The sequence below is a fragment of the Paraburkholderia sp. EG286A genome, from assembly GCF_040965375.1.
In the GTDB taxonomy this organism is placed as follows: Bacteria; Pseudomonadota; Gammaproteobacteria; order Burkholderiales; family Burkholderiaceae; genus Paraburkholderia.
Map to the genome: position 1 here is coordinate 964877 of NZ_JBFRCB010000003.1, position 23731 is coordinate 988607.

The following is a 23731-nucleotide window of genomic DNA, read 5'->3' on the forward strand; positions in this document are numbered from 1 at the left end:
TTCTTCCCACCGGACGGTCCCGCAAACATCGCACCTGCCGCGCGGCCTACTCCAGCGCGGCGTCCGGCTCGGCCGCTTCGCTTACCTGCGCCTTCGCGATCGCGTCGGACGCCTCTTGCTCCGCTGCGGCTTCTTCAGGCGTGGTCTGCGCGCCGGCGGCCCTGGTCTTCGGCTTCGCTTCGCCGCGACGCTCCAGCACGGCGGCAAAGAAGCCGTCGGTGGCGTGTCGGTGCGGCCACAGCGAGAGGTAGTCGCCCGTGTCGAGGCCCACGCGCTGCTCGGCCAGCACGTCGCGCGCGCTCACCAGCACGAACTCGGGGTGCGCCTCGAGGAACTGCTTCACGACCGCTTCGTTCTCGGCTTCGAGAATGCTGCAGGTCGCGTAGACGAGACGGCCGCCGCGCTTGAGCAGGCGCGCCGCGCTCGTGAGAATCGAAAGCTGCTTGGGCGCGAGTTCGGCGATCGACTCCGGCGACTGGCGCCACTTGAGGTCGGGGTTGCGGCGCAGCGTGCCGAGGCCCGAGCACGGCGCATCCACGAGCACGCGGTCGATCTTGCCGATCAGCCGCTTGATCTTGGCATCGTGCTCGCTGTCGATTAGCACGGGATTGACGTTCGACAGGCCGCTGCGCGCGAGGCGCGGCTTGAGCTTGGCGAGGCGCCGGTCGGACACGTCGAAGGCGTAGAGACGGCCCGTCGAGCGCATCATCGCGCCGAGCGCCAGCGTCTTGCCGCCCGCGCCCGCGCAGAAGTCCACGACCATCTCGCCGCGGCGCGGCGCCAGCAGCGTGCACAGCAGCTGGCTGCCCTCGTCCTGCACCTCGAACCAGCCGTTCTTGAACGAGTCGAGTTTCGCGAGCGCGGGCTTGCCCGTCACGCGCACGCCGAACGGCGCGAACGGCGTTTCGCCGCCTTCGATGCCCGACTCGGACAGCGCTCGGATCAGCTCCTCGCGACTCGCCTTGATGGGATTGGCGCGCAGATCGAGCGGCGCCGGATAGTTGAGCGCGGCGGCCAGTTGCGCGAGTTCGGTGGGCTCAAAGCGCGTTTCCAGCGCCTTCATGATCCACTCCGGCAGATTCAGCTGCACGCGCAGCGGCAGGCTTGCCGGGTCGATCTTCGCGACGTGCTCGAGCCAGGTCGCCTCGGCGTCGGAAACGAACGGACGGATCGCCGAGCGGCCCGCCGTCGCCATCAGGCCGAGCAGCGTGAGGCGGCGCGTCGGGCTGCCCGCGCCGCTTTCGGCCAGGTGCGCGAACTCCATGCGCCGGCGCAGCACCGCGAACACGGCTTCGGCGATCACCCCGCGCTCGGCGTGGCCGAGCTTCGGATGCTCGCGAAAAAAGCGGCTCGTCACGGCGTCGGCCGGACCCGTGAATTTCAGGACGTCGGCGAGCAACGTTTCAGTCTGTCCAATCAGAAAACCATGCAGTCTCATGCGCCCTCCCCGGCGGCTTGCGAGTCGTCAAAGAAGAGCCACTGTGGCTCGGCCGGCGTGAGCGTCACGCGTTCGCCGTCGAGCGCGAGGCGCCCTTCGACGAACCAGCGCACCGCGCGCGGATACATCAGATGTTCGGTCTTGAGCACGCGCGCGGCCAGCGCCGCGGCGTCGTCTCCCGCGCGCACCGGAACCACCGACTGCGCGACGATCGGACCATGATCGAGCGTGGGCGTGACGAAATGCACCGTCGCGCCGTGCACGCGGCAGCCGGCGTCGAGCGCTTGCTGGTGCGTCTTGAGACCAGGAAACATCGGCAGCAGCGAAGGATGGATATTGAGCATCCGACCCGCATAATGGCCGACGAACGATTCAGTCAGCACGCGCATGAAGCCCGCCAGCACGACGAAGTCCGGCGCGTAGCCGTCGATGACCTGAGCGAGCGCCGCGTCGAAGCTGGCGCGATCGGGAAACTGGCGGTGGTCGACGACCGCCGTGGCAATGCCATTCGAAGCCGCGAACGCGAGGCCCGCGGCGTCAGGACGGTTGGCAATCACGGCGGCGATGCGCGCGCCCCAAGCTTCCCGCGCGCAGGCGCGCACGATGGCTTCCATGTTGCTGCCCCGCCCCGAAATCAGGATGACGAGATTTTTCATCCGCGGATTTTATCATCGGGGGGCCGGCTCAACGCTCGTGCGGCGGCGATCGTCGCCTCGTGCGTTTATAATCTTCTGTTTCGTCGCGGTCCTTGGGCCGCGAGTGGCCGGGTCTGTCGGCCAGCAGTCGATCATTGGCACGCGTGCTGCGCCGGCGCGCTTTTCGAGGTTCCACCAGGTTCCGCTATCGTGAGAGTCTTCCGCGGTCTTCCCAATGCCGAAAGCCGCGCGCCCTGCGCGCTGACCATCGGCAATTTCGACGGTGTCCACCGCGGGCATCAGGCATTGCTCGCGCGCGTGCGCGCGGCAGCCGACGCGCGCGGCCTGCCCGTCTGCGTGATGACCTTCGAGCCGCATCCGCGCGAGTTCTTCAACCCGGCCAGCGCCCCGCCGCGCATCGCCATGCTGCGCGACAAGCTCGAGGCGCTGCGCGAGAACGGCGTGGACCGCGTGGTGGTCGAGCATTTCAACCATACGTTCGCGAGCCAGTCGCCCGAGGCGTTCGTCGAGCGCATCATCGTGGGCGGGCTGCACGCGCGCTGGATGATGATCGGCGACGACTTCCGCTATGGCGCAAAGCGCGCGGGCGATTTCGCTTCGCTGCAGGCCGCGGGCGCGCAGCACGGCTTCGAAGTCGAGCAGATGGCGACCGTGGCCGACCCTTCGGGCGTGCGCATTTCCAGCTCAGCCGTGCGTGCGCAACTGCACGCGGGCGACCTCGACGCCGCGCGCGCTTCGCTGGGCCGCGGCTATCACATCAGCGCGCACGTCACGCACGGCCTGAAGCTCGGGCGCGACCTGGGCTTCCCCACGATGAACCTGCTGATCGGCCACAAGCGGCCGGCGCTCAAGGGTATTTTCGTCGTGATGGTGCATGGCATTGCCGATCATCCGCTGCCGGGCGTCGCGAGCCTCGGGCTGCGCCCGACCGTGGACGACTCGGGCCGCGTACTGCTCGAAGTGCATCTGCTCGACTGGCACGGCGACGCCTACGGCAAGCTCGTACGGGTCGAGTTTCTCAAGAAGCTGCGTGACGAGGAGAAGTTTCCCGACCTCGAAACGCTCACCGCCGCGATCGCTCGCGACGTGGCGAACACCCGCGCGTGGTTCGCCGCCGCGGGCGCAGACGTGGCCGGCGGCGCCTCCACCGGCTTCGCCACCTCGGCCACCGACCGAATTAGGTGACCTGCGGCCCGCATGCGCGGGCTGCCCCGCCCCCAGGCGCCGCGTGCTCAAAGCACGGCATGCAGCGCCCGAGGCGACGGTTGCGCGGCATCGGCCGCAACGCTGACGCCATGCATCCCCCGAATTCCACGTGATCTCACCATGAGCGACAAGAAAGCATCCTCCGGCAAGCCACAGAAGACCGAATCCAAATACCCCGTCAACCTGCTCGACACTCCGTTCCCGATGCGCGGCGACCTGCCGAAGCGCGAGCCGCAATGGGTCAAGGAATGGGAAGAGAACCAGGTCTACGAGAAGATCCGCGCGGCTTCGAAGGGCCGCAAGAAGTTCATCCTGCACGACGGCCCGCCGTATGCGAACGGCGACATCCACCTCGGCCACGCGGTGAACAAGATCCTCAAGGACATGATCGTCAAGGCGCGCAATCTCGCGGGCTTCGACGCGGTCTACGTGCCGGGCTGGGACTGCCACGGCATGCCGATCGAAATCCAGATCGAGAAGCAGTTCGGCAAGTCGCTGCCCGCCCAGGAAGTGATGCAGAAGGCGCGCGAGTACGCGGCCGGCCAGATCGAGACGCAAAAGAAGGGCTTCAAGCGCCTGGGCGTGCTCGGCGACTGGAACAACCCGTACAAGACGATGAACTTCGCGAACGAGGCCGGCGAGATCCGCGCCCTCGCGAAGATCATCGAGAAGGGTTATGTGTTCCGGGGCCTCAAGCCCGTGAACTGGTGCTTCGACTGCGGCTCGGCGCTCGCCGAAGCCGAAGTCGAGTACAAGGACAAGACCGACCCGACCATCGACGTGCTGTTCACGTTCGCGCAACCGGCCGAAACGGCGGCCGCGTTCGGCCTGCCCGCGCTGCCGCGCGAGGAAGGCGGCATCGTGATCTGGACCACCACGCCCTGGACGATTCCGTCGAACCAGGCGCTCAACGTGCACCCGGAGATCGACTACGCGCTCGTCGACACGCAACGCGGCCTGCTGATCCTCGCCGTCGAGCGCGTGGAAGCGTGCATGAAGGAGTTCGGCCTCGAGGGCAAGATCGTCGCCACGACGAAGGGCGAGAAGCTCTCGCTGCTGCGTTTCAATCACCCGCTCGCCTCGGCGCACCCGGGCTACAAGCGCACCTCGCCGATCTATCTCGGCGACTACGTCACGACCGACACCGGCACGGGCATCGTGCACTCCGCGCCCGCCTACGGCGTGGAAGACTTCGTGTCGTGCAAGGCGCACGGCATGGCCGACTCGGACATCATCAGCCCGGTGATGGGCGATGGCCGCTACATCGAATCGCTGCCGCTGTTCGGCGGCCTCTCGATCTGGGCCGCTAACCCGAAGATCGTCGACGCACTCGACGCCGCCGGCACGCTCCTGCGCAGCGAGAAGTACCTGCACAGCTACATGCACTGCTGGCGCCACAAGACGCCGATCATCTACCGCGCGACTTCGCAGTGGTTCGCGGGCATGGACGTGACGCCCAAAGACGGCGGCAAGACGCTGCGCGAAACGGCGCTCGAAGGCATCGAGGCGACGGCGTTCTACCCGTCGTGGGGCAAGCAGCGCCTGTACTCGATGATCGCCAACCGCCCGGACTGGACGCTCTCGCGCCAGCGCCAATGGGGCGTGCCGATGGCGTTCTTCGTGCACAAGGAAACCGGCGAGCTGCATCCGCGCACGCTGGAGCTGCTCGAACAGGTGGCGCAGCGCGTGGAGAAGGAAGGCATCGAAGCGTGGCAGACGCTCGACCCGCGCGAGCTGATCGGCGACGACGCCAACCTGTACGAGAAGAACCGCGACACGCTCGACGTGTGGTTCGACTCGGGCACGACGCACTGGCATGTGCTGCGCGGCTCGCACAAAGATGAACTCCAGTTCCCGGCCGACCTGTACCTGGAAGGCTCGGACCAGCACCGCGGCTGGTTCCACTCGTCGCTGCTCACGGCTTCGATGCTCGACGGCCGCCCGCCCTACAACGCGCTCCTCACGCACGGCTTCACCGTCGACGGCGAAGGCCGCAAGATGTCGAAGTCGCTCGGCAACGGTGTCGATCCGCATGAAGTGGCGAACCGCCTGGGCGCGGAAATCATCCGTCTGTGGATCGCCTCGACCGACTACTCGGGCGAGCTGGCCATCTCGGAAGAAATTCTCAAGCGCGTGACGGAAGGCTATCGCCGTATCCGCAACACGCTGCGCTTCCTGCTCTCGAACCTCTCGGACTTCGACTTCGAGAAGCACGCGCTGCCCGCGAGCGACTGGCTCGAGATCGACCGCTATGCCGTCGCGCTCACGCATACGCTGCAAAACGACGTGCTCGCCCACTACGACCGCTACGAGTTCCACCCGGTCGTGGCCAAGCTCCAGACGTTCTGCTCGGAAGACCTGGGCGGCTTCTACCTCGACGTGCTGAAGGACCGCCTCTACACGAGCGCAGCGGACTCGAAGGCCCGCCGCGGCGCGCAAACGGCACTCCATCACATCACGCACAGCCTGCTGCGCATCCTCGCGCCGTTCCTGTCGTTCACGGCCGAAGAAGCCTGGAAGGTGTTCCAGCCGCAAAACGAAACCATCTTCACCGAAACCTTCCACGCCTTCCCGGACGTCGAAGGCGCGCCGGAGCTGATCGCCAAGTGGACGCTGCTGCGCGAAGTGCGCGGCAACGTGACGAAGGCGCTCGAAGAGGCGCGGGTGGCGAACCAGATCGGCTCGTCGCTGCAGGCCGAAGTGCGGATTCTCGCGAGCGGCGCGCGCTACGACGCGCTCGCCTCCCTCGGCGACGACCTGAAATTCGTGCTGATCACCTCGGCGGCGGAAATCGTGAAGGTCGACGGCGAAGCCGAAGAAGGCGTCGAAGTGGTCACCTCGAAGTACCTCAAGTGCGAGCGCTGCTGGCACTACCGCGAGGACGTGGGCGCGAACGCGGAGCATCCGGGCCTGTGCGGCCGCTGCGTGGCGAATCTGTTCGGCGACGGTGAAAAACGGAGCGCGGCATAATGGCAAAAACCCTGCCGAAGCAGTCCAGGTCGAATGGCGCGGGCGGCACGCTCGCGCCGTGGCTGGGGGTCGCGGTGATCGTGATCCTCGCCGACCAGCTCACGAAAATCGCCATCAACAAGGTGTTCAGCTACGGCGAAGGCCGCGCGATCACGCCGTTCTTCAACCTCGTGCTGGTTTACAACAAGGGCGCGGCATTCAGCTTCCTGTCGGCCGCGGGCGGCTGGCAGCGCTGGGCGTTCACGGCGCTCGGCGTGGTGGCGGCGCTCGTGATCTGCTATCTGCTCAAGCGCCACGCCACGCAGAAGCTCTTCTGCACGGCGCTCGCGCTCATCATGGGCGGCGCGCTCGGCAATGTGATCGACCGCCTGCTGTACGGCCACGTGATCGACTTTCTCGACTTCCACGTGGGCGGCTGGCACTGGCCGGCGTTCAACCTCGCCGATAGCGCGATCTGCATCGGCGCGGTGCTGCTGGTGTTCGACGAATTGCGGCGCGTGCGCGGCGCGCGCTGAGTGTGCGGGCTGCACACGCAACTTCGTGACATGGGACCGGAGTCAGGCGCTAACGCGCCAACTCTGGTCGACATAGGAGCTGTGACTTGAACACGTCCGCTGCAAACCCAGGCGAACTGGCCGGCCGCCACCTCGTGCTCGGCATGACGGGCGGCATTGCCTGCTACAAGATCGCCGAGCTCACGCGCCTGCTGACCAAGGCCGGCGCGACCGTGCAGATCGTGATGACCGAGGCGGCCACGCAGTTCATCACGCCGGTCACGATGCAGGCGCTCTCGGGCCGCCCCGTCTACACGAGCCAGTGGGACGGCCGCGTGCCCAACAACATGGCGCACATCGACCTCTCTCGCGAGGCCGACGCCATCGTCATCGCGCCCGCCTCGACCGACTTCCTCGCCAAACTCGCCCACGGTTTCGCCGACGACCTGCTCTCCACGCTGTGCGTGGCGCGCGACTGTCCGCTGCTGGTCGTGCCCGCGATGAACCGGCAGATGTGGCAAAACCCGGCCACGCAGCGCAACGTCGCGCAACTGCGCGCAGACGGCATCGAAACGCTCGGTCCCGATTCCGGCCCGCAGGCGTGCGGCGAGATCGGCGACGGGCGCATGCTCGAACCCGAGGCCGTGTACGAGGCGATCGTCTCGTTCTTCGCGCCGAAGGTGCTCGCGGGCCGCAAGCTCCTGATCACCGCCGGCCCGACCTTCGAGCCGCTCGATCCCGTGCGCGGCATCACCAACCGCTCGAGCGGCAAGATGGGCTTCGCGCTCGCGCGGGCCGCGCAGCAGGCGGGCGCCGAGGTGCATCTGGTCGCGGGCCCGGTCGCGCTGGCAACGCCGTGGGGCGTGTATCGCGAAGACGTGCAGACCGCCCAGCAGATGTACGACGCGGTCATGCGCGCCGCGACCGACGCCGATGTCTTCATCGGCGTGGCGGCCGTGGCCGACTGGCGCGTCGATCATGTCGCCGAACACAAGATCAAGAAGACGGCCGAGCACCGCATGCCGACGTTCACGTTCGTCGAGAACCCGGACATTCTCGCCTCGGTCGCGGCCTTGCCGAATCCGCCGTACTGTGTGGGCTTCGCCGCCGAAAGCGGCGACCTCGACGTGCACGGCGAAGAAAAGCGCGCGCGCAAGAAGGTGCCGCTGCTGATCGGCAATCTCGGCCCGCTCACCTTCGGTCAGGACGACAATGAAGTCGTGCTGTTCGAGGCGGGCGGCCGCAAGCCGCTGCCGCGCGCGGCCAAGCAGGCGCTCGCGCAGACGCTCGTCGCCGAAATCGCGCGGCGTCTGCCGGACCCGAGCATCATCTCGTGACGCGCGCGCCGGCGCATCCGTGTGCCGGCGTTGGGCGCCGCGAACCCAGGCAAGGAGCAGTACTGCCATGACACTGCTTTCGGTACTCGACCAGTCGCCCGTCATCGCCGGGCACAGCGCGGCGGACGCCATCGCCGCCACCATCGAGCTTGCACAGCTCGCCGACGACCTCGGCTACACGCGCTTCTGGTGCGCCGAGCATCACGGCCTGCTGGGCGTGTGCAACCCGTGCCCCGAAGTCATGCTCGCGCGCCTCGGCAGCGTCACGACGCGCATCCGCATCGGCTCGGGCGGCATCATGCTGCCCTATTACAGCCCCTTCAAGGTCGCCGAGCAGTTCATGATGCTCGAAGCGCTCTTTCCGGGGCGCATCGATCTCGGTGTCGGGCGCGCGCCGGGCGGCGACATGCGCACGGCGCAGGCCGTGGCCGCGGGCACGTACAACCGCGGCGACCTGTTCGCGCAGCAGGTGCAGGATCTCGTCGGCCTGATGGACGGCACGCTCCCCGCCGATCATCTCGCGAGCGGCGTCGTGCTGCAGCCGCAGATCCAGACGCGTCCGCAGCTCTGGGTGCTCGGTTCGAGCGACTTCGGCGGCAACCTCGCCGCGCAGCTCGGGCTGCGCTTCTCGTTCGCGCACTTCATCAACGCGCACTTCGGGCATCTGGTGGCCGAGGCGTATCTCGACCGCTTCAAGCCGGGCCACGAAGCGAAGCCGTATCTCGCCTGCGCCGTGTTCGCGATCTGCGCCGACACCGAAGCCGAGGCCGCCGACCTCGAAAAGGCCGTCGACCTGCGCCGCGTGCAGATGGCCTACGGCCTGAACGCGCCGATCCCAAGCCTCGAACAAGGACGCGCGCAGGAGTACGGCGAGCGCGAGCAGATCGTGATCGACCGCGAAAAGCCGCGCAGCGTCATCGGCACGCCCGAGAGCGTCACCGAGCGCCTTCTCGCCATCAAGGACAACTTTCGCGCCGACGAACTGATCGTGCTGACCGTTGCGGGCAGCTACAAGGCTCGTCTGCGCTCTTATGAACTGCTCGCCGAGGCGTTCCAGCTGCCTCGCGCCTGAGCGATCCACCACCGCCCCCTCACCCTGACTTCATGAAAATCGACATCAAGATCCTGAACGAGCGCATGCGCGACCAGCTGCCCCATTACGCCACGCCGGGCAGCGCCGGCCTCGACCTGCGCGCGTGCCTCGACGCGCCGATCACGCTCGAACCGGGCGAAACGAAGCTCGTGCCGACGGGCCTCGCCATCCACGTGGCCGACCCCGGCTACGCGGCGCTGATCCTGCCGCGCTCGGGCCTCGGCCACAAGCACGGCATCGTGCTCGGCAATCTGGTCGGCCTGATCGACTCGGACTACCAGGGCGAACTGATGATTTCGACCTGGAACCGCGGCCACACCACCTTCACGCTCAACCCGCTCGAGCGCCTCGCACAGCTCGTGATCGTGCCGGTCGTGCAGGCGCAGTTCAACATCGTCGACGACTTCGAGGCGAGCGAGCGCGGCGCGGGCGGCTTCGGCAGCACGGGCAAGCACTGAGCCAGGCGGTTGCGCCGGCAACAAAAAAGCACGCCTCGGCGTGCTTTTTTGCGTTTAGACGGAAGCTTCGGTTCGCTGCGCGGCGCCGGGACGCCGGCGGTACCAGAGCGCGTACACCACCACGAGCACCGCGAGAAACGCGAGGCCATAGGCCAGCGTCATGCGGAATTCGCGCGTGAAGGCCGTGCCAGCGAGAATGCCGAGCATCAGCAGCGCGCCCAGCACGCTCGTGAACGGGAACCCCCACATGCGGAACGCGAGCGGCGCGGCGCCTTCGCGCGCCTGGCGCACGCGGAAAAAGATCTGCGTGACGAAGATCATGAACCACGTGAACATCGCGCCGAACATGGCGATCGACATCATCAGCGTGAACGCTGCCTGCGGCCAGAGCGCGTTGAGCACGGCCGCCACCGCAATGCCGATGGTGGACAGCGAAAGCGCCGCCGTCGGCACGCCGTGGCGCGTGAGACGTCCGAACGCCGCGGGCGCATAACCCGCGCGCGAGAGGCTGAACATCATGCGCGTGGTGATGTAGAGCTGGCTGTTCATGGCCGAGAGCGCCGCCACGAGCACGATGAAGTTGATCGCGCCCGCCGCGTAAGGCACGCCGGTTGCGGCCATGACCTTCACGAACGGGCTCTCGTTGCCGCCCGCTTCGGTCCACGGCACGATGGCGAGCATGAGCGCGAGCGTGAGCAGGTAGAACAGCACGAGGCGCAGCACGGTCGCGCGAAACGCGCGCGTGACGGCGCGCTGCGGGTCCTGCGCCTCGGCGGCCGCCACGGCGATCGTCTCCACGCCCAGATAGCTGAAGAGCGAGACGATCGTCCCCACCCACACGCCCCACCAGCCTCGCGGCAGCAGGCCGCCGTGCGACGTGTAGTTCGCGAAGCCCACGCCGGAGCCGGCTGGCGCGCGCCACACGAACCATGCGCCCAGCAAGATGAACGCGACGATGGCCGCGATCTTGAGGCTCGAAAACAGATATTCGATGGTGCCGTACGCGCGCACACTCATTGCGTTCACAACGATCAGCGCTGCTGAAAATCCGACGATCCAGTAGAGCCCCGGCACGTGGGGAAACCAGAATTTCATGTAGACGGCGATTGCGGCGACCTCGGTGCCCACCGCCAGCACATACGCCGACCAGTACGCATAGCGCACGACGAAGCCGGCGAGCGGCCCGATGTAGTGCTCGGCGTACGCGCCGAACGAGCCCGATACCGGATGCGCGACGGTCATCTCGGCGAGCGCGCCCATCAGCAGCAAGGCGATCAGCGCGCCGATCGCGTAGGAAATGAGCACGCCGGGTCCGGCGAAGGAGATCGCGAAGCCGCTGCCGAGAAAGAGCCCGGTGCCGACTGCGCCGCCAATGGCGATCATCGTCATCTGCCCGGCGGACAAGCCCTGACGCAGCCCCTGTTCGCGCTCGACGATGGCTTCGAACGCGCCCGATTTACGTGGTACCACTGTTACACCCCTGCTTCGCGCGAGACGCTACTGAGCGCTGCGCATCAAGAAAACGCCGACGGCGGACAAACGCGCATTTTACCGGCTGATTGCCGGCAGACGGCCGGCGCGCCCGCGCGTCACGGCGCAACGCCTGGACCTGCCACAGCACAAAAGAAAACGGCGCAGTCCTTTCGGACTGCGCCGTCTTGCCTTGAAGCCGTGTGCGGTGTCGCTTACTCCACTTCCACCGCTTCCGGATTGCGCGGCGCCGGCTGCTCGTCGAACGTGAGCTGGACCTTGTCTTCCGCATCGACGTCCACGGTCACGCGGCCGCCGTTCATGAGCTTGCCGAACAGCAGTTCGTCGGCGAGCGCACGGCGGATCGTGTCCTGGATCAGGCGCTGCATCGGCCGCGCGCCCATGAGCGGGTCGAAGCCGTGCTTGGCCAGATGCTTGCGCAGCGCGTCGGTGAAGACCGCGTCGACCTTCTTCTCGTGCAGTTGGTCTTCCAGTTGCATGAGGAACTTGTCGACCACGCGCATGATGATTTCCTCATCGAGCGCACGGAAGCTGATCGTCTGATCGAGCCGGTTGCGGAACTCGGGCGTGAACAGGCGCTTGATGTCGGCCAGCTCGTCGCCCTGCTCGCGCCGGGTCGTGAAGCCGATCGTCGACTTGTTCATCGCCTCGGCGCCCGCGTTCGTCGTCATGATGATGATGACGTTGCGGAAATCCGCCTTGCGGCCGTTGTTGTCGGTCAGCGTGCCGTGGTCCATCACCTGCAGCAGCACGTTGAAGATGTCCGGGTGCGCCTTCTCGATTTCGTCGAGCAGCAGCACGCAGTGCGGCTTCTTCGTGACGGCTTCGGTGAGCAGACCGCCCTGGTCGAACCCGACGTAGCCCGGCGGCGCGCCGATCAGACGGCTCACCGCATGGCGCTCCATGTACTCGGACATGTCGAAGCGGATCAGCTCGATGCCGAGCGTGAACGCGAGCTGGCGCGCCACTTCGGTCTTGCCGACGCCGGTCGGGCCCGAGAACAGGAACGAGCCGATCGGCTTGTCCGTCTTGCCGAGCCCCGCGCGCGCCATCTTGATCGAAGCCGAAAGCGCGTCGATGGCCGGATCCTGGCCGAACACCACGGCCTTGAGATCGCGGTCGAGCGTCTGCAGCTTGCTGCGATCGTCCTGCGACACGCTTTGCGCCGGCACGCGCGCGATCTTCGAGATGATTTCCTCGATCTCGCTCTTGCCGATGGTCTTCTTCTGCTTCGACTTCGGCAGGATGCGCTGGGCCGCGCCCGCTTCGTCGATCACGTCGATTGCCTTGTCGGGCAAGTGACGGTCGGTGATGAAGCGCGCCGACAGTTCAGCGGCCGCGTTCAGCGCGCCCGACGAATACTTCACGCCGTGGTGCTCTTCGAAGCGCGACTTCAGACCGCGCAGGATCGCCACGGTTTGCTCGACGGTCGGCTCGACCACGTCGACCTTCTGGAAGCGCCGCGACAGCGCCGCGTCCTTCTCGAAGATGCCGCGGTATTCCGTGAACGTCGTCGCGCCGATGCACTTGAGCGTGCCCGACGAGAGCGCCGGCTTGAGCAGGTTCGATGCATCGAGCGTGCCGCCCGACGCGGCGCCCGCGCCGATCAGCGTATGAATTTCGTCGATGAACAGAATGGCGTGCGGACGCTCTTTCAGTTCTTTCAGCACCGTTTTGAGGCGTTGCTCGAAGTCGCCGCGATATTTCGTGCCCGCCAGCAGCGCGCCCATGTCGAGCGAGTAGACCTGGGCATCCGCGAGAATGTCCGGGACTTCGCCGCGCGTAATGCGCCAGGCGAGCCCTTCCGCGATCGCGGTCTTGCCGACACCGGCCTCGCCCACGAGCAGCGGATTGTTCTTGCGGCGGCGGCACAGCACCTGCACCACGCGCTCCACTTCCAGTTCGCGACCGATGAGCGGATCGATCCGGCCGTCCTTCGCCATCTGGTTCAGGTTCTGCGTGAACTGGGCGAGCGGGGTTTCCTTCTGGCCGGCGGCGTCTTCGGCTTCGGCATTCGCGTCGCTGGCCTTGGCGGCTTCGCCGCTGCCCGTCTTCGCGATACCGTGCGAAATGAAATTCACGACATCCAGACGCGTGACGCCCTGCTGCTGCAGGTAGTACACCGCGTGCGAGTCCTTCTCGCCAAAGATGGCGACCAGCACGTTCGCGCCCGTCACTTCCTTCTTGCCGTTGGAAGTGGACTGAACGTGCATGATCGCGCGCTGGATCACGCGCTGGAACCCGAGCGTCGGCTGCGTATCGACGTCATCCGTGCCGGGAACCGTAGGGGTATTGTCGTGAATGAAGTTGCGCAGGTTCTGTCGCAGGTCTTCGATATTGGCGGCACACGCGCGCAGCACTTCCGCCGCTGTTGGATTGTCCAACAGCGCCAGCAGCAGATGCTCGACCGTTATGAACTCGTGCCGCGCCTGACGTGCTTCCATGAACGCCATGTGCAGGCTGACTTCCAGTTCCTGGGCAATCATGCTTCCTCCATCACACACTGCAGCGGATGCCCGGCCTGCCGTGCGTGGGTAACGACTTGCTCAACCTTGGTCGACGCGATGTCCCGCGTATAGACCCCACAAACACCCCTGCCCTCGCGATGGACCTTCAACATGATCTGCGTTGCGGTCTCGCGGTCCTTATTGAAATATTCCTGCACGACCATCACGACGAATTCCATCGGCGTGTAGTCGTCATTCATTAGCACGACCTTGTACATGGAGGGCGGTTTGACCTTTTGCTCCTGCCGCTCCAGTACGGTTGAATCCTGCTTGTCCGGGATAATCGCCATACACCCATTCTAAACAACTCGGACAGGCCCGCAATCCTGCCGTAACCTGACCGGCCGGCCGGTGAACCCGGCGCTCCCGACCTGCGACCCGCTGCAAGCAATTCATGCGCCCTGGCCCGGCCCCGATCCCTTGGACCGGCTGCGGGGCCGGTACACAATCCTGCTCTCAGCAGCTTTCACGCCACCGTTGAATCGAGTATCGCACAACCTTGACGTTGCCGTGGGAAGCGACTGTAGGCGCCCGCACGCTCAGTGTCAGATTCCATGGTGCGGTGCATCGCATATGCGTCACCTGCGCGATTTTTCAAGACGCTCTCCTGCACCTGCTTTATGCACCGGTGCTCAGCGTCGGCGAAAAGCAGGAAAAACCCTGGAAATGCGCTCTTTACAACGTGTCAAGGAGCGTCTCAAAATATTCTTGACAGCAGATTAAAGACCCTCAACAATCAAGCTGGCACTTTTTTCAACCGCCTTAAATTCGAAAAAATGCCGTTGGTGAGCTTGTGAGGAGGGGGCGATCGCACCGCGATCGTTTAGCTTTTCGAACTGCTCGTGGTAGTGACATGAGTTACAGGGGAAGTTGGTATGGCAACCGGTACGGTCAAGTGGTTCAACGACGCGAAGGGTTTCGGGTTCATTACGCCGGATGAAGGCGGTGAGGACCTGTTCGCTCACTTTTCGGCTATTCAAATGAATGGCTTCAAGACCCTCAAAGAAGGGCAGAAGGTGAGCTTCGAGGTCGTGCAAGGCCCGAAGGGTAAACAGGCATCGAACATTCAGGCAGCAGCCTGATCTGTTCGGTACCCGTACCTTGGAAACCCGGCTTCGGCCGGGTTTCTTTTTGGTGTAATGGTTTTTTAACGTTCGCGTGCTAGCTCACGCGCAACGTACCCATCATGCCGAGATCCTCGTGCTCGAGGATATGGCAATGAAACATGCGATCGCCCGCCTCGTGCTGGACGGTGGCGATGTGCACCGTTTCACCGGGCCGCACGTTCACTGTGTCGCGCCAAGCCAGCAGATCCTCCTCCTTGCGCACACCGCCACGCTCGCGCGCCAGCACCTGAAATTGCGTACCGTGCAGATGAAACGGATGATCCATGTCCGTGCCGTTTGCAATCGTCCAGTGCTCGACTTCGCCGCGCCGACTCGTCAGCGTCACGCGCGCCGGATCGAATACCGCTCCGTTCACCATGAACTGCATACCGCGCGGCATGGGCTGCGCGGACGCGCCCGGTGCGTGCATCGCTTTCATGTCCATCGCCTCGCTGAACAGCACGCTCTGTTTCGGGACCGTTAGGGAACCTGACGAAATGAGCGGCGCAATTTCGCGCAGGCGCGCCGGCAGCGCCGTTTGTGTCGCGCCTGCCGGTGCGAAGCCAACCCTCGCGAGGATCAGCGATGGCCCAGCAGGCAAGCTGCCGTGCGTCATCGCCATCTTGCGACGATCGTATTGCGCGGCAATCAGCGACGCACGCGAGGCGCCCTGCCCCACGCGCACGATCAGCTCCGCGCGTTCGCCCGGCGCGAGCAACAGCGAGGTCACGCCCTCGCGCGGCGCGCCCAGCAGCCCGCCGTCGGTGCCCACCTGCGTGAACGCGCGGCCGTCGTCGAAGGCGAGTTGCAGATAGCGCGCGTTACAGCCATTCCAGACGCGCCAGCGCTCGTCGCGCACGACCTCGATGTGAGGCTGACGCGCGCCGTTCACGAGCACGTACTGACCTTCGCGGCCGTTCATCCAGTCCATCATGCCGTTCGCGGGAATCGTGCCGTCCGCCGCGAGCTTCAGGTCGGACACGAACAGATGCCGCTCGGGCCACCCCGTGATTGGATCGTCGGCGGCCCGGACGACGAAGGGCCCTGCCAGCCCTCGGAACACCTGCTCCGAACTCAGCATGTGCGGATGCGGGTGGTACCAGTAGGTGCCCGCGCTCCCCGGCGGCAGCGTGAAGCGATAAACATGCTGCGCACCAGGCGCGACGGGTTTCGATGGATTGCCGTCCTGATCGGGCGGCACGGGCAGGCCGTGCCAGTGAATCGTCGAAGGCTGGGGCAGCCGGTTCACGAAGGTGATTTCGACGGTGTCGCCCTCGCGTACGTCGATCATCGGGCCGATGACCGGGCCATCGTTTTCGGCCGCTGAGAGTGCATCGTATTGCCAGAAGACCGTTTGCGGCTGTCCGGGCAGCAGCGCCCGCGCAGCGGGTTGCGCGACGAGCGTCGCGCGAAACTGGCCTGGCTCGCGGCTCTGATTGGCGAGCGTGCGCAGCGCGGCAAGCGGCGCGCCGGCGGGCAACGCATCGGCAGGCGCAAGCAGCCCTTGCGCGTGCATCATGCCGCCCGACATCGCCGGCATGTCCGTCATGCCGTGCATGCCGTGCATCGCATCGCCCGCGTTCTGTGCGAATGCATGGCGCGCGAACAGGGTCGCGGTGGCGGCGCGCAACGCGCCGGATAGAAATGCTCTTCGTTTCATCGATGAAATCCTCCTACCTCGTTCATGCCTGGGCACGCGGCGCGCGACAACACGCACGCCGTGCGCGCGGAACTCGTTGCGCTCGCGCGAAGCGCGAGCGCAGTACACCGCCCGGAGCGAGCGGCCCGGCTCAGGCGATTGGAGGAGGCAAAGGAGGCGCGTGCGTAATGCCGGCGCGCAAGGCTGCGGAAAGCACGACAAGCGTGGAACGGGCGCCGGTTTGCGCGTCGAATGCCGTCACGGCAGAAGGCACGCTGCAATGCGCGCAGCAGCCCGCGACGCAGCAACTCGTGCCGCAAGGGGAATGCGAACCGTGACCGTGAGTGCTCGTCCCGGCGCAACGACCGCCGGCGGCGACGACAACGTGCGGCGTGAGTGCAGCGTGCGCCGCCAGTGCATCGTGCTGCGCGTGCTCGCACGCCATCGCGCCGCGCATGGAAAGCAGCGCGAGCAGGCAGACGAGAAAGAAGCGATAGACGACTGGCACGTTGAACGAAGCTGCGGATGAATTCGATTGACCGCTGCCATGATAGCGCACGGGGTGAGCGAAGTCGGATCGACCGCCCAATCGTGACGGATTGACTGCGAGCCGGATAAAAAAACCGGCAGATCTTGCGGTCTGCCGGCTTTTTCCACCAGGACGGCGATGAGCCGTCTTGCGCCTACATATTCTCGATCATCACCTGCCCGAAGCCCGAGCACGACACCTGCGTCGCCCCTTCCATCAAACGCGCGAAGTCATAGGTCACGCGCTTCTGCAGAATCGACTTCTCCATCGAGGCAATGATGAGGTTCGCCGCTTCGAACCAGCCGAGATGACGCAGCATCATTTCCGCCGAAAGAATTTCGGAGCCCGGATTCACATAGTCCTTGCCCGCATACTTGGGGGCCGTGCCGTGAGTCGCCTCGAACATCGCCACGGAGTCCGAAAGATTCGCGCCCGGTGCGATACCGATGCCGCCCACCTGTGCCGCCAGCGCATCGGAAATGTAGTCGCCGTTCAGGTTCAGCGTGGCGATCACGTCGTATTCGGCCGGGCGCAGCAGGATCTGCTGCAGGAAGGCATCGGCGATCACGTCCTTGATCACGATGTCGCCGCCCGTCTTCGGATTCTTGATCTTCATCCACGGGCCGCCGTCTATCAGTTCCGCTGCGAACTCCTTCTGCGCGAGCGCATAACCGTAGTCGCGGAACGCGCCTTCGGTGTACTTCATGATGTTGCCCTTGTGCACGAGCGTGACCGAGCGGCGCTCGTTGTCGATCGCATACTGGATCGCCTTGCGCACGAGACGCTCCGTGCCCTCGCGCGACACCGGCTTGACGCCGACGCCAGAACTGTCCGGGAAGCGGATCTTCGCCACGCCCATCTCTTCGCGCAGGAACCTGATGAGCTTCTTCGCACCTTCGGACTCCGCGGGCCATTCGATGCCCGCATAGATGTCCTCCGAGTTCTCGCGGAAGATGACCATGTTGACCTTCTCCGGCGCGCGCACCGGCGAGGGCACGCCCTTGAAGTACTGCACCGGACGCAGGCACACGTACAGATCGAGCTGCTGGCGCAGCGCGACGTTGAGCGAGCGGATGCCGCCGCCCACCGGCGTCGTGAGCGGCCCCTTGATCGACACCACGTATTCCTTCACGACGTCGAGCGTTTCTTCGGGCAGCCACACGTCGGGACCGTAGACCCGCGTCGCCTTCTCGCCCGCGTAGATTTCCATCCAGTGAATCTTGCGCTTGCCGCCGTAGGCCTTTTCGACTGCCGCATCGACCACTTTCAGCATGACCGGCGTAATGTCCACGCCCGTGCCGTCGCCTTCGATGTACGGGATGATCGGCTGGTCCGAGACGTTGAGCGAGAAGTCCGGATTGACGGTGATCTTTTCACCGCCGGTCGGAACCACGATGTGCTGATACGGCATGATCGACTCCAGTAAGGGCAAGGCTGTGGTAGCGGGTGTGGCGCGCGGCGCCTCGCGGCGGCGGCGAAGCCTGTTCGCCCGGCGAGAGCGGGCGGCTTGCCTGGCGGCGCGAACAGCCCGTCGGCGTGAGGGTCTGGCGGCTATTCTAGCCCACGCCTCGCGCATGCGTGCCGCGCCCTTCACACGAACGCCGGCGCAAGGCAAGCCATTTGCGGTGCTGCGGCGCGGCATGGCGAACATGTCCGTACCCGCGCGCGCGGCGTCCTCGCGTGGGTTGTCGTCGCCACTATGGGATGATCCGGTCCGCTCGTATCTTATGTCTTATATAAGACGTAGAAATCGGCGAAACGCAATATGCATTAAGATCTCGGCGCCAGCCAGTCATCCATTCGTACCCGTCGCCCAGTCATGCGCTTGATCGCCCTCAATAAACCGTTCGGCACGATCTGTCAGTTTTCGCCGCACGAAACCCGTCAGTCTCTCGCGGACTGGGTGAAGGTGCCGGGCGTCTATCCCGCGGGCCGGCTCGACTCCGATAGCGAAGGGCTCCTGCTCCTCACCGACGACGGCGCCTTGCAAGCGCGCATTGCCGAACCGAAACGCAAGCTCGTGAAGCGCTATTGGGCGCAAGTGGAAGGCGAACCCGATGCGGGAGCGCTTGCCGCGCTCGAACGCGGCGTCGATCTCGGTGACTTCGTGACGCAGCCGTGTCGAACAAGAATCATTGTTGAGCCCGAAAATTTGTGGCCGCGTCATCCGCCGATTCGCTTTCGCGCGTCGATACCCACCACGTGGGTGGAGATTGCAATCAGCGAAGGCAAGAACCGGCAGGTGCGACGCATGACCGCGGCCGTGGGCTACCCAACGTTGCGACTCGTACGCGTCGCGATCGGCGCGCTCGATATTTTTTCGCTTGGCCTCGCGCCCGGCGAAAGCATCGACGTGCCCACCAATGCGCCCTGGCAAAACACGTCTCACAGACACAAGTGATTGTTGTGCAAGCACTTTTCACTTGCTGATCGATTTTTTTCGAATCACGCAGGACGTCCCTCATCTTTCTGTCGCGTCTCGTTACGAAGCAAATAAAAAGTTTGCGTCAACCGTCTCGCGAGACCATGCGTTATTCGACGCAGATGCCTCCAGAAGCTATCCGGCATTCAGCCTTCAGGGTCCTCGCAGCAATGTACGGTCCCGACCGCTGGCAGACGCAGAAATCAAATTCACGTGAATTTGTCGAAAGCGACTGTCAACCGAAAGGTGGATGGCACGTTTACCGACCTGACTCCAAAACCCGGGTCACTTGGTTAATCAACTCAAGCTTGAGGATTCACAACATGAACAAACTGATCGCTGCTCTGGTCGCTGGTCTCTTCGCATCGGCTGCATTCGCACAAGCTTCGGCTCCGGAAGCTGCTTCGGCTGCTCCGGCTGCTGCTGCTTCGGCTGCTCACAAGTCGTCGCACAAGAAGGCACACAAGAAGTCGTCGCACAAGAAGGCAGCGAAGGCTGAAGCCGCTTCGGCAGCTTCGGAGTAAGCTTGTTGTAAGACGCATGAAGCCGCGGCACGCGTTGCCGCTCTTCAGCGCGACGAAAGGCAGAGCGCCGCGAGGCGTTCTGCCTTTTTGTTTGGCTGCCCGATTTTCAGCCATTTTTTTGTCACGCACGCTCGCCGCATCACGTCGATGATGTGAACCGCGCCGCGCATTTTGACCCGCTCTGACCTGGTCGCGTAACATGCGCGGATTAACCTACAGCAAGGAGTCTCTCGTGCGATTTTCCCTGCGCTCGTTCTTCGTGCGCTGCGCGCTTGTCGTCGCATTGCCATTGGCCGCCTGCGCGGCGCTCATGTTCACCGCGACGGCCACGTCGAGCATCGCGCTGGCGCAGCAGATCCCGCCGGGCGCGAAGCAGCCGGGCGAATTTCCGCGCGTGAAGCTCACGGCAGGCATGTTCGTGATCGACGCAGCGGTCGCCGCCAACGACGCGGACCGTGAACAAGGCCTCATGTACCGCTCGCAGCTCGGGCCCAATGAAGGCATGCTGTTCGTGTTCGGCGAAAACGCCGTGCACTGCTTCTGGATGAAGAACACGCTGATCCCGCTGTCGATCGCGTTCATTCGCGCCGACGGCACGATCACCGACATCGACGAGATGCAGGCCGAAACGACCAACAACCACTGCCCGCGTAACAACGGCGTCTTCGCACTCGAAATGCCGAAGGGCTGGTTCACGGCGAAGGGCATCAAGCCCGGCATGAAGATTCAGGGACTGCCGCCGCTGCAGTAAGCGCGCGGCGACCCAGCGCGCGCCATTCGCGCGCCGCGCAAAAATTCAAGCCGGCCCCGCACGTACGCGGCGCCGGCTTTTTTTGCGCCCGCCTGCCCGCCGGCGCGCCGCCTGGCGCCCCTGCGCAGCGCCGTCGCCACTTCCCGCGCCGCGGCAAACGCCCTGCAAAACCGCCGCGCAAGCGCTATCCTATAAATCCCCCGCATGGCGCGTGCCACCAACGCGTGCGCCATGCGGCGCATCGGGCCGCGCGCTGGCCGCGCCGCGTGCCGCCCGGCAGCTTCCATGGCGCGTCATTCCAAGGAGATCACCGTGCCTCGCAAGACCCCCATCGAGCGCTATCGCAACATCGGGATCAGCGCTCACATCGACGCCGGCAAAACCACGACGACCGAGCGCATCCTTTTCTACACCGGCGTGAATCACAAGCTCGGCGAGGTTCACGACGGCGCGGCGACCATGGACTGGATGGAGCAGGAACAGGAACGCGGCATCACGATCACCTCGGCCGCGACCACTGCGTTCTGGAAGGGCATGGCCGGCAATTACCCCGAACACCGCATCAACATCATCGACACCCCGGGGCACGTGGACTTCACGATCGAAGTCGAGCGCTCCATGCGCGTGCTCGACGGCGCGTGCATGGTGTACGACTCCGTGGGCGGCGTGCAGCCGCAGTCGGAAACCGTGTGGCGTCAGGCGAACAAGTACAAGGTGCCGCGCATCGCGTTCGTCAACAAGATGGACCGCGTGGGCGCGGACTTCTTCCGCGTGCAGCGGCAGATCGGCGAGCGTCTGAAGGGCGTGGCCGTGCCTATCCAGATTCCGGTGGGCGCGGAAGATCACTTCCAGGGCGTGGTCGATCTCGTGAAGATGAAGGCGATCGTCTGGGACGACGAGAGCCAGGGCGTGAAGTTCGAGTACGAGGACATCCCCGCGAATCTCGTCGAACTTGCGCACGAGTGGCGCGAGAAGATGGTCGAAGCCGCCGCCGAAGCCGACGAAACGCTGCTCGAAAAGTATCTTCACGATCACGAAAGCCTGACCGAAGAGGAAATCAAGGGCGGCCTGCGCAAGCGCACGATCGCCAACGAGATCGTGCCGATGCTGTGTGGCAGCGCGTTCAAGAACAAGGGCGTGCAGGCCATGCTCGACGCCGTGATCGACTATCTGCCCTCGCCGGTGGACGTGCCCGCGATTCTCGGCCACGACCTCCACGACAAGGAAATCGAGCGCCACCCGAGCGACGACGAGCCGTTCTCCGCACTCGCCTTCAAGATCATGACCGACCCGTTCGTCGGCCAGCTGATCTTCTTCCGCGTCTATTCGGGCGTGGTGAATTCGGGCGACACGGTGCTCAACGCGACCAAGGACAAGAAGGAGCGCCTGGGCCGCATCCTGCAGATGCACGCGAACGAGCGCAAGGAAATCAAGGAAGTGCGCGCGGGCGACATCGCGGCCGCGGTGGGCCTGAAGGAAGCGACGACGGGCGACACGCTCTGCGATCCGGCGCATGCCATCGTGCTCGAAAGGATGATCTTCCCCGAGCCCGTGATCTCGCAGGCCGTCGAGCCGAAGACCAAGGCCGACCAGGAGAAGATGGGCATCGCGCTCAATCGCCTCGCGCAGGAAGACCCGTCGTTCCGCGTGCAGACCGATGAAGAGTCCGGCCAGACCATCATCTCGGGCATGGGCGAGCTGCACCTCGAAATTCTCGTCGACCGCATGAAACGCGAGTTCGGCGTGGAGGCGACCGTCGGCAAGCCGCAGGTCGCGTATCGCGAGACCGTGAAGAACAAGGTCGAGGATGTGGAAGGCAAGTTCGTCAAGCAGTCGGGCGGGCGCGGCCAGTACGGCCACGCGGTCATCACGCTCGAACCGCAGACGCCGGGCAAGGGCTACGAGTTCGTCGACGCCATCAAGGGCGGCGTGATTCCGCGCGAGTTCATTCCGGCGGTCGACAAGGGCATCCAGGAAACGCTCAAGGCAGGCGTGCTCGCGGGCTACCCGGTGGTCGACACGAAGGTCACGCTCACGTTCGGCTCCTACCACGACGTGGACTCGAACGAAAACGCCTTCCGCATGGCCGGTTCGATGGCCTTCAAGGAAGCGATGCGCAAGGCCAAACCGATCCTGCTCGAACCGATGATGGCCGTGGAAGTGGAGACGCCCGAGGACTTCATGGGCAACGTGATGGGCGATCTGTCGAGCCGTCGCGGCATCGTGCAGGGCATGGAGGACATCGCGGGCGGCGGCGGCAAGATCGTGCGCGCCGAAGTGCCGCTCTCGGAGATGTTCGGCTACTCCACCTCGCTGCGCTCGCTCACGCAAGGCCGCGCCACCTACACGATGGAGTTCAAGCACTACGCGGAAACGCCGCAAAACGTGGCCGAAGCGGTCATCAACGCGAAGAAGGCGTAAGCCAGGCGACGTGCAGGCGTTGCTGTGCACACGAAAGCCCGTCCCCTGCGGACGGGCTTTTTCGCATGCGCGCGGCGCAATTTTGACCATGCCACAATGCGGCGATGACGCTGCGACGCCCACAGTCAAGGAGACACGACGATGAGCCACGAACACGACCATGAACACCCTCACGACGACGCACCGATCGACTGGCGCGAAAACGGCGTCAAGGTGATACGCGGCGACCAGCTCGACACGAACACGGCGCAAACGCCCGGCATGAACCGCGCGGCCGCGATCAACGCGGCGCGCGTGGGCGCGCAGAAGATCTGGGCGGGCACGGTGACGATTCATCCGAACGCGAAGACCGGCGCGCATCATCACGGCGCACTGGAAAGCGTGATCTACGTCGTGCGTGGTCACGCGCGCATGCGCTGGGGCGAGCATCTGGAGTTCACGGCCGAGGCGGGCCCGGGCGACTTCATCTTCGTGCCGCCCTACGTGCCGCACCAGGAAATCAACGCCAGCACCGACGATCCGCTCGAATGCGTGCTCGTGCGCAGCGACAACGAGGCCGTCGTCGTGAACCTGAACATCGACGCCGTCGAAGCCCCGGAAACCGTGTACTGGGTCGATCCCATCCACCGTCATCCGCACGACGATTGAGCGCCCGGCAGCCCATCCCGCCTTCCACGACGCAATGACGC

General features: G+C 65.1%; 21 protein-coding genes. 14 read left to right on the forward strand and 7 right to left on the reverse strand.

Features of this window, described 5'->3' with window-relative positions:
- Positions 1-46: 46 nt before the first annotated feature.
- Positions 47-1438, reverse strand: coding sequence for an RsmB/NOP family class I SAM-dependent RNA methyltransferase (locus AB4Y35_RS17185; protein WP_368705187.1), 1392 nt, complete (start codon positions 1436-1438; stop codon positions 47-49).
- Positions 1435-2094 (reverse strand): phosphoribosylglycinamide formyltransferase, encoded by a 660-nt coding sequence (purN, locus tag AB4Y35_RS17190; protein WP_368705188.1) that lies wholly within the window; start codon positions 2092-2094, stop codon positions 1435-1437. The genes AB4Y35_RS17185 and purN overlap by 4 nt, the downstream gene beginning before the upstream one ends.
- A 189-nt stretch (positions 2095-2283) precedes the next feature.
- Here purN and AB4Y35_RS17195 point away from each other — a divergent pair, with 189 nt between their 5' ends.
- The 6 genes from AB4Y35_RS17195 to dut all read left to right on the forward strand — a co-directional run bounded on the left by AB4Y35_RS17195 (position 2284) and on the right by dut (position 9652).
- Positions 2284-3279, forward strand: coding sequence for a bifunctional riboflavin kinase/FAD synthetase (locus AB4Y35_RS17195; protein WP_028205268.1), 996 nt, complete (start codon positions 2284-2286; stop codon positions 3277-3279).
- A gap of 141 nt (positions 3280-3420) precedes the next feature.
- Positions 3421-6270 carry an isoleucine--tRNA ligase gene (gene ileS / locus AB4Y35_RS17200; RefSeq protein ID WP_368705189.1) on the forward strand — a complete coding sequence of 950 codons (2850 nt, stop codon included), beginning with the start codon at positions 3421-3423 and terminating at the stop codon, positions 6268-6270.
- Positions 6270-6785 carry a signal peptidase II gene (gene lspA / locus AB4Y35_RS17205; RefSeq protein ID WP_368705190.1) on the forward strand — a complete coding sequence of 172 codons (516 nt, stop codon included), beginning with the start codon at positions 6270-6272 and terminating at the stop codon, positions 6783-6785. Before ileS ends, lspA begins: the two co-directional genes overlap by 1 nt.
- An 86-nt stretch (positions 6786-6871) precedes the next feature.
- Complete coding sequence (coaBC, locus tag AB4Y35_RS17210; RefSeq protein ID WP_324160330.1) at positions 6872-8101, forward strand: bifunctional phosphopantothenoylcysteine decarboxylase/phosphopantothenate--cysteine ligase CoaBC; 1230 nt, start codon at positions 6872-6874, stop codon at positions 8099-8101.
- 67 nt (positions 8102-8168) lie between these two features.
- Positions 8169-9173 carry an LLM class flavin-dependent oxidoreductase gene (locus tag AB4Y35_RS17215; RefSeq protein ID WP_368705191.1) on the forward strand — a complete coding sequence of 335 codons (1005 nt, stop codon included), beginning with the start codon at positions 8169-8171 and terminating at the stop codon, positions 9171-9173.
- A gap of 32 nt (positions 9174-9205) precedes the next feature.
- Positions 9206-9652, forward strand: coding sequence for a dUTP diphosphatase (gene dut, locus AB4Y35_RS17220; protein ID WP_028205273.1), 447 nt, complete (start codon positions 9206-9208; stop codon positions 9650-9652).
- Positions 9653-9706: 54 nt separating this feature from the next.
- On the opposite strand, the gene AB4Y35_RS17225 is transcribed toward dut, so the two are convergent.
- The 3 genes from AB4Y35_RS17225 to clpS form a co-directional block, all read right to left on the reverse strand.
- Positions 9707-11122, reverse strand: coding sequence for an amino acid permease (locus tag AB4Y35_RS17225; protein WP_368705192.1), 1416 nt, complete (start codon positions 11120-11122; stop codon positions 9707-9709).
- Between the two features lie 215 nt (positions 11123-11337).
- Positions 11338-13629 carry an ATP-dependent Clp protease ATP-binding subunit ClpA gene (clpA, locus tag AB4Y35_RS17230; RefSeq protein ID WP_069262762.1) on the reverse strand — a complete coding sequence of 764 codons (2292 nt, stop codon included), beginning with the start codon at positions 13627-13629 and terminating at the stop codon, positions 11338-11340.
- The gene (gene clpS / locus AB4Y35_RS17235) at positions 13626-13940 is read right to left on the reverse strand and encodes an ATP-dependent Clp protease adapter ClpS (RefSeq protein ID WP_028213389.1); all 315 of its coding nucleotides are present in this window, start codon (positions 13938-13940) and stop codon (positions 13626-13628) included. Before clpS ends, clpA begins: the two co-directional genes overlap by 4 nt.
- A 585-nt stretch (positions 13941-14525) precedes the next feature.
- Between clpS and cspD the strand changes: the two genes are divergently transcribed.
- Positions 14526-14732: a cold shock domain-containing protein CspD gene (gene cspD / locus AB4Y35_RS17240; protein WP_017776809.1), complete on the forward strand. Its 207-nt coding sequence runs from the start codon at positions 14526-14528 to the stop codon at positions 14730-14732.
- A 79-nt stretch (positions 14733-14811) separates the two neighbouring features.
- Here cspD and AB4Y35_RS17245 read toward each other — a convergent pair whose 3' ends face one another.
- The gene (locus AB4Y35_RS17245) at positions 14812-16416 is read right to left on the reverse strand and encodes a multicopper oxidase family protein (protein ID WP_368705193.1); all 1605 of its coding nucleotides are present in this window, start codon (positions 16414-16416) and stop codon (positions 14812-14814) included.
- A 167-nt stretch (positions 16417-16583) separates the two neighbouring features.
- Between AB4Y35_RS17245 and AB4Y35_RS17250 the strand changes: the two genes are divergently transcribed.
- On the forward strand, positions 16584-16733 hold the full coding sequence (locus AB4Y35_RS17250) for a hypothetical protein (RefSeq protein WP_368705194.1): 150 nt from the start codon (positions 16584-16586) through the stop codon (positions 16731-16733).
- Positions 16734-16735: 2 nt separating this feature from the next.
- Entirely contained in the window at positions 16736-16924 is a 189-nt protein-coding gene (locus AB4Y35_RS17255; RefSeq protein ID WP_368705195.1) for a hypothetical protein, read from the forward strand.
- Between the two features lie 154 nt (positions 16925-17078).
- Here the strand turns inward: AB4Y35_RS17255 and icd are convergent, their stop codons facing one another.
- Positions 17079-18335: an NADP-dependent isocitrate dehydrogenase gene (icd, locus tag AB4Y35_RS17260; RefSeq protein WP_368687664.1), complete on the reverse strand. Its 1257-nt coding sequence runs from the start codon at positions 18333-18335 to the stop codon at positions 17079-17081.
- A 408-nt stretch (positions 18336-18743) separates the two neighbouring features.
- Between icd and AB4Y35_RS17265 the strand changes: the two genes are divergently transcribed.
- The 5 genes from AB4Y35_RS17265 (at position 18744) to AB4Y35_RS17285 (ending at position 23690) form a co-directional block, all read left to right on the forward strand.
- Positions 18744-19325 carry a pseudouridine synthase gene (locus AB4Y35_RS17265; protein ID WP_368705196.1) on the forward strand — a complete coding sequence of 194 codons (582 nt, stop codon included), beginning with the start codon at positions 18744-18746 and terminating at the stop codon, positions 19323-19325.
- Positions 19326-19669: 344 nt separating this feature from the next.
- Positions 19670-19870 (forward strand): hypothetical protein, encoded by a 201-nt coding sequence (locus AB4Y35_RS17270; protein WP_028213393.1) that lies wholly within the window; start codon positions 19670-19672, stop codon positions 19868-19870.
- Between the two features lie 310 nt (positions 19871-20180).
- The gene (locus AB4Y35_RS17275) at positions 20181-20621 is read left to right on the forward strand and encodes a DUF192 domain-containing protein (protein WP_368705428.1); all 441 of its coding nucleotides are present in this window, start codon (positions 20181-20183) and stop codon (positions 20619-20621) included.
- A gap of 312 nt (positions 20622-20933) precedes the next feature.
- Positions 20934-23042, forward strand: coding sequence for an elongation factor G (gene fusA, locus AB4Y35_RS17280; RefSeq protein ID WP_342921112.1), 2109 nt, complete (start codon positions 20934-20936; stop codon positions 23040-23042).
- Positions 23043-23183: 141 nt separating this feature from the next.
- Entirely contained in the window at positions 23184-23690 is a 507-nt protein-coding gene (locus tag AB4Y35_RS17285; RefSeq protein WP_368705197.1) for a cupin domain-containing protein, read from the forward strand.
- Positions 23691-23731 lie beyond the last annotated feature (41 nt).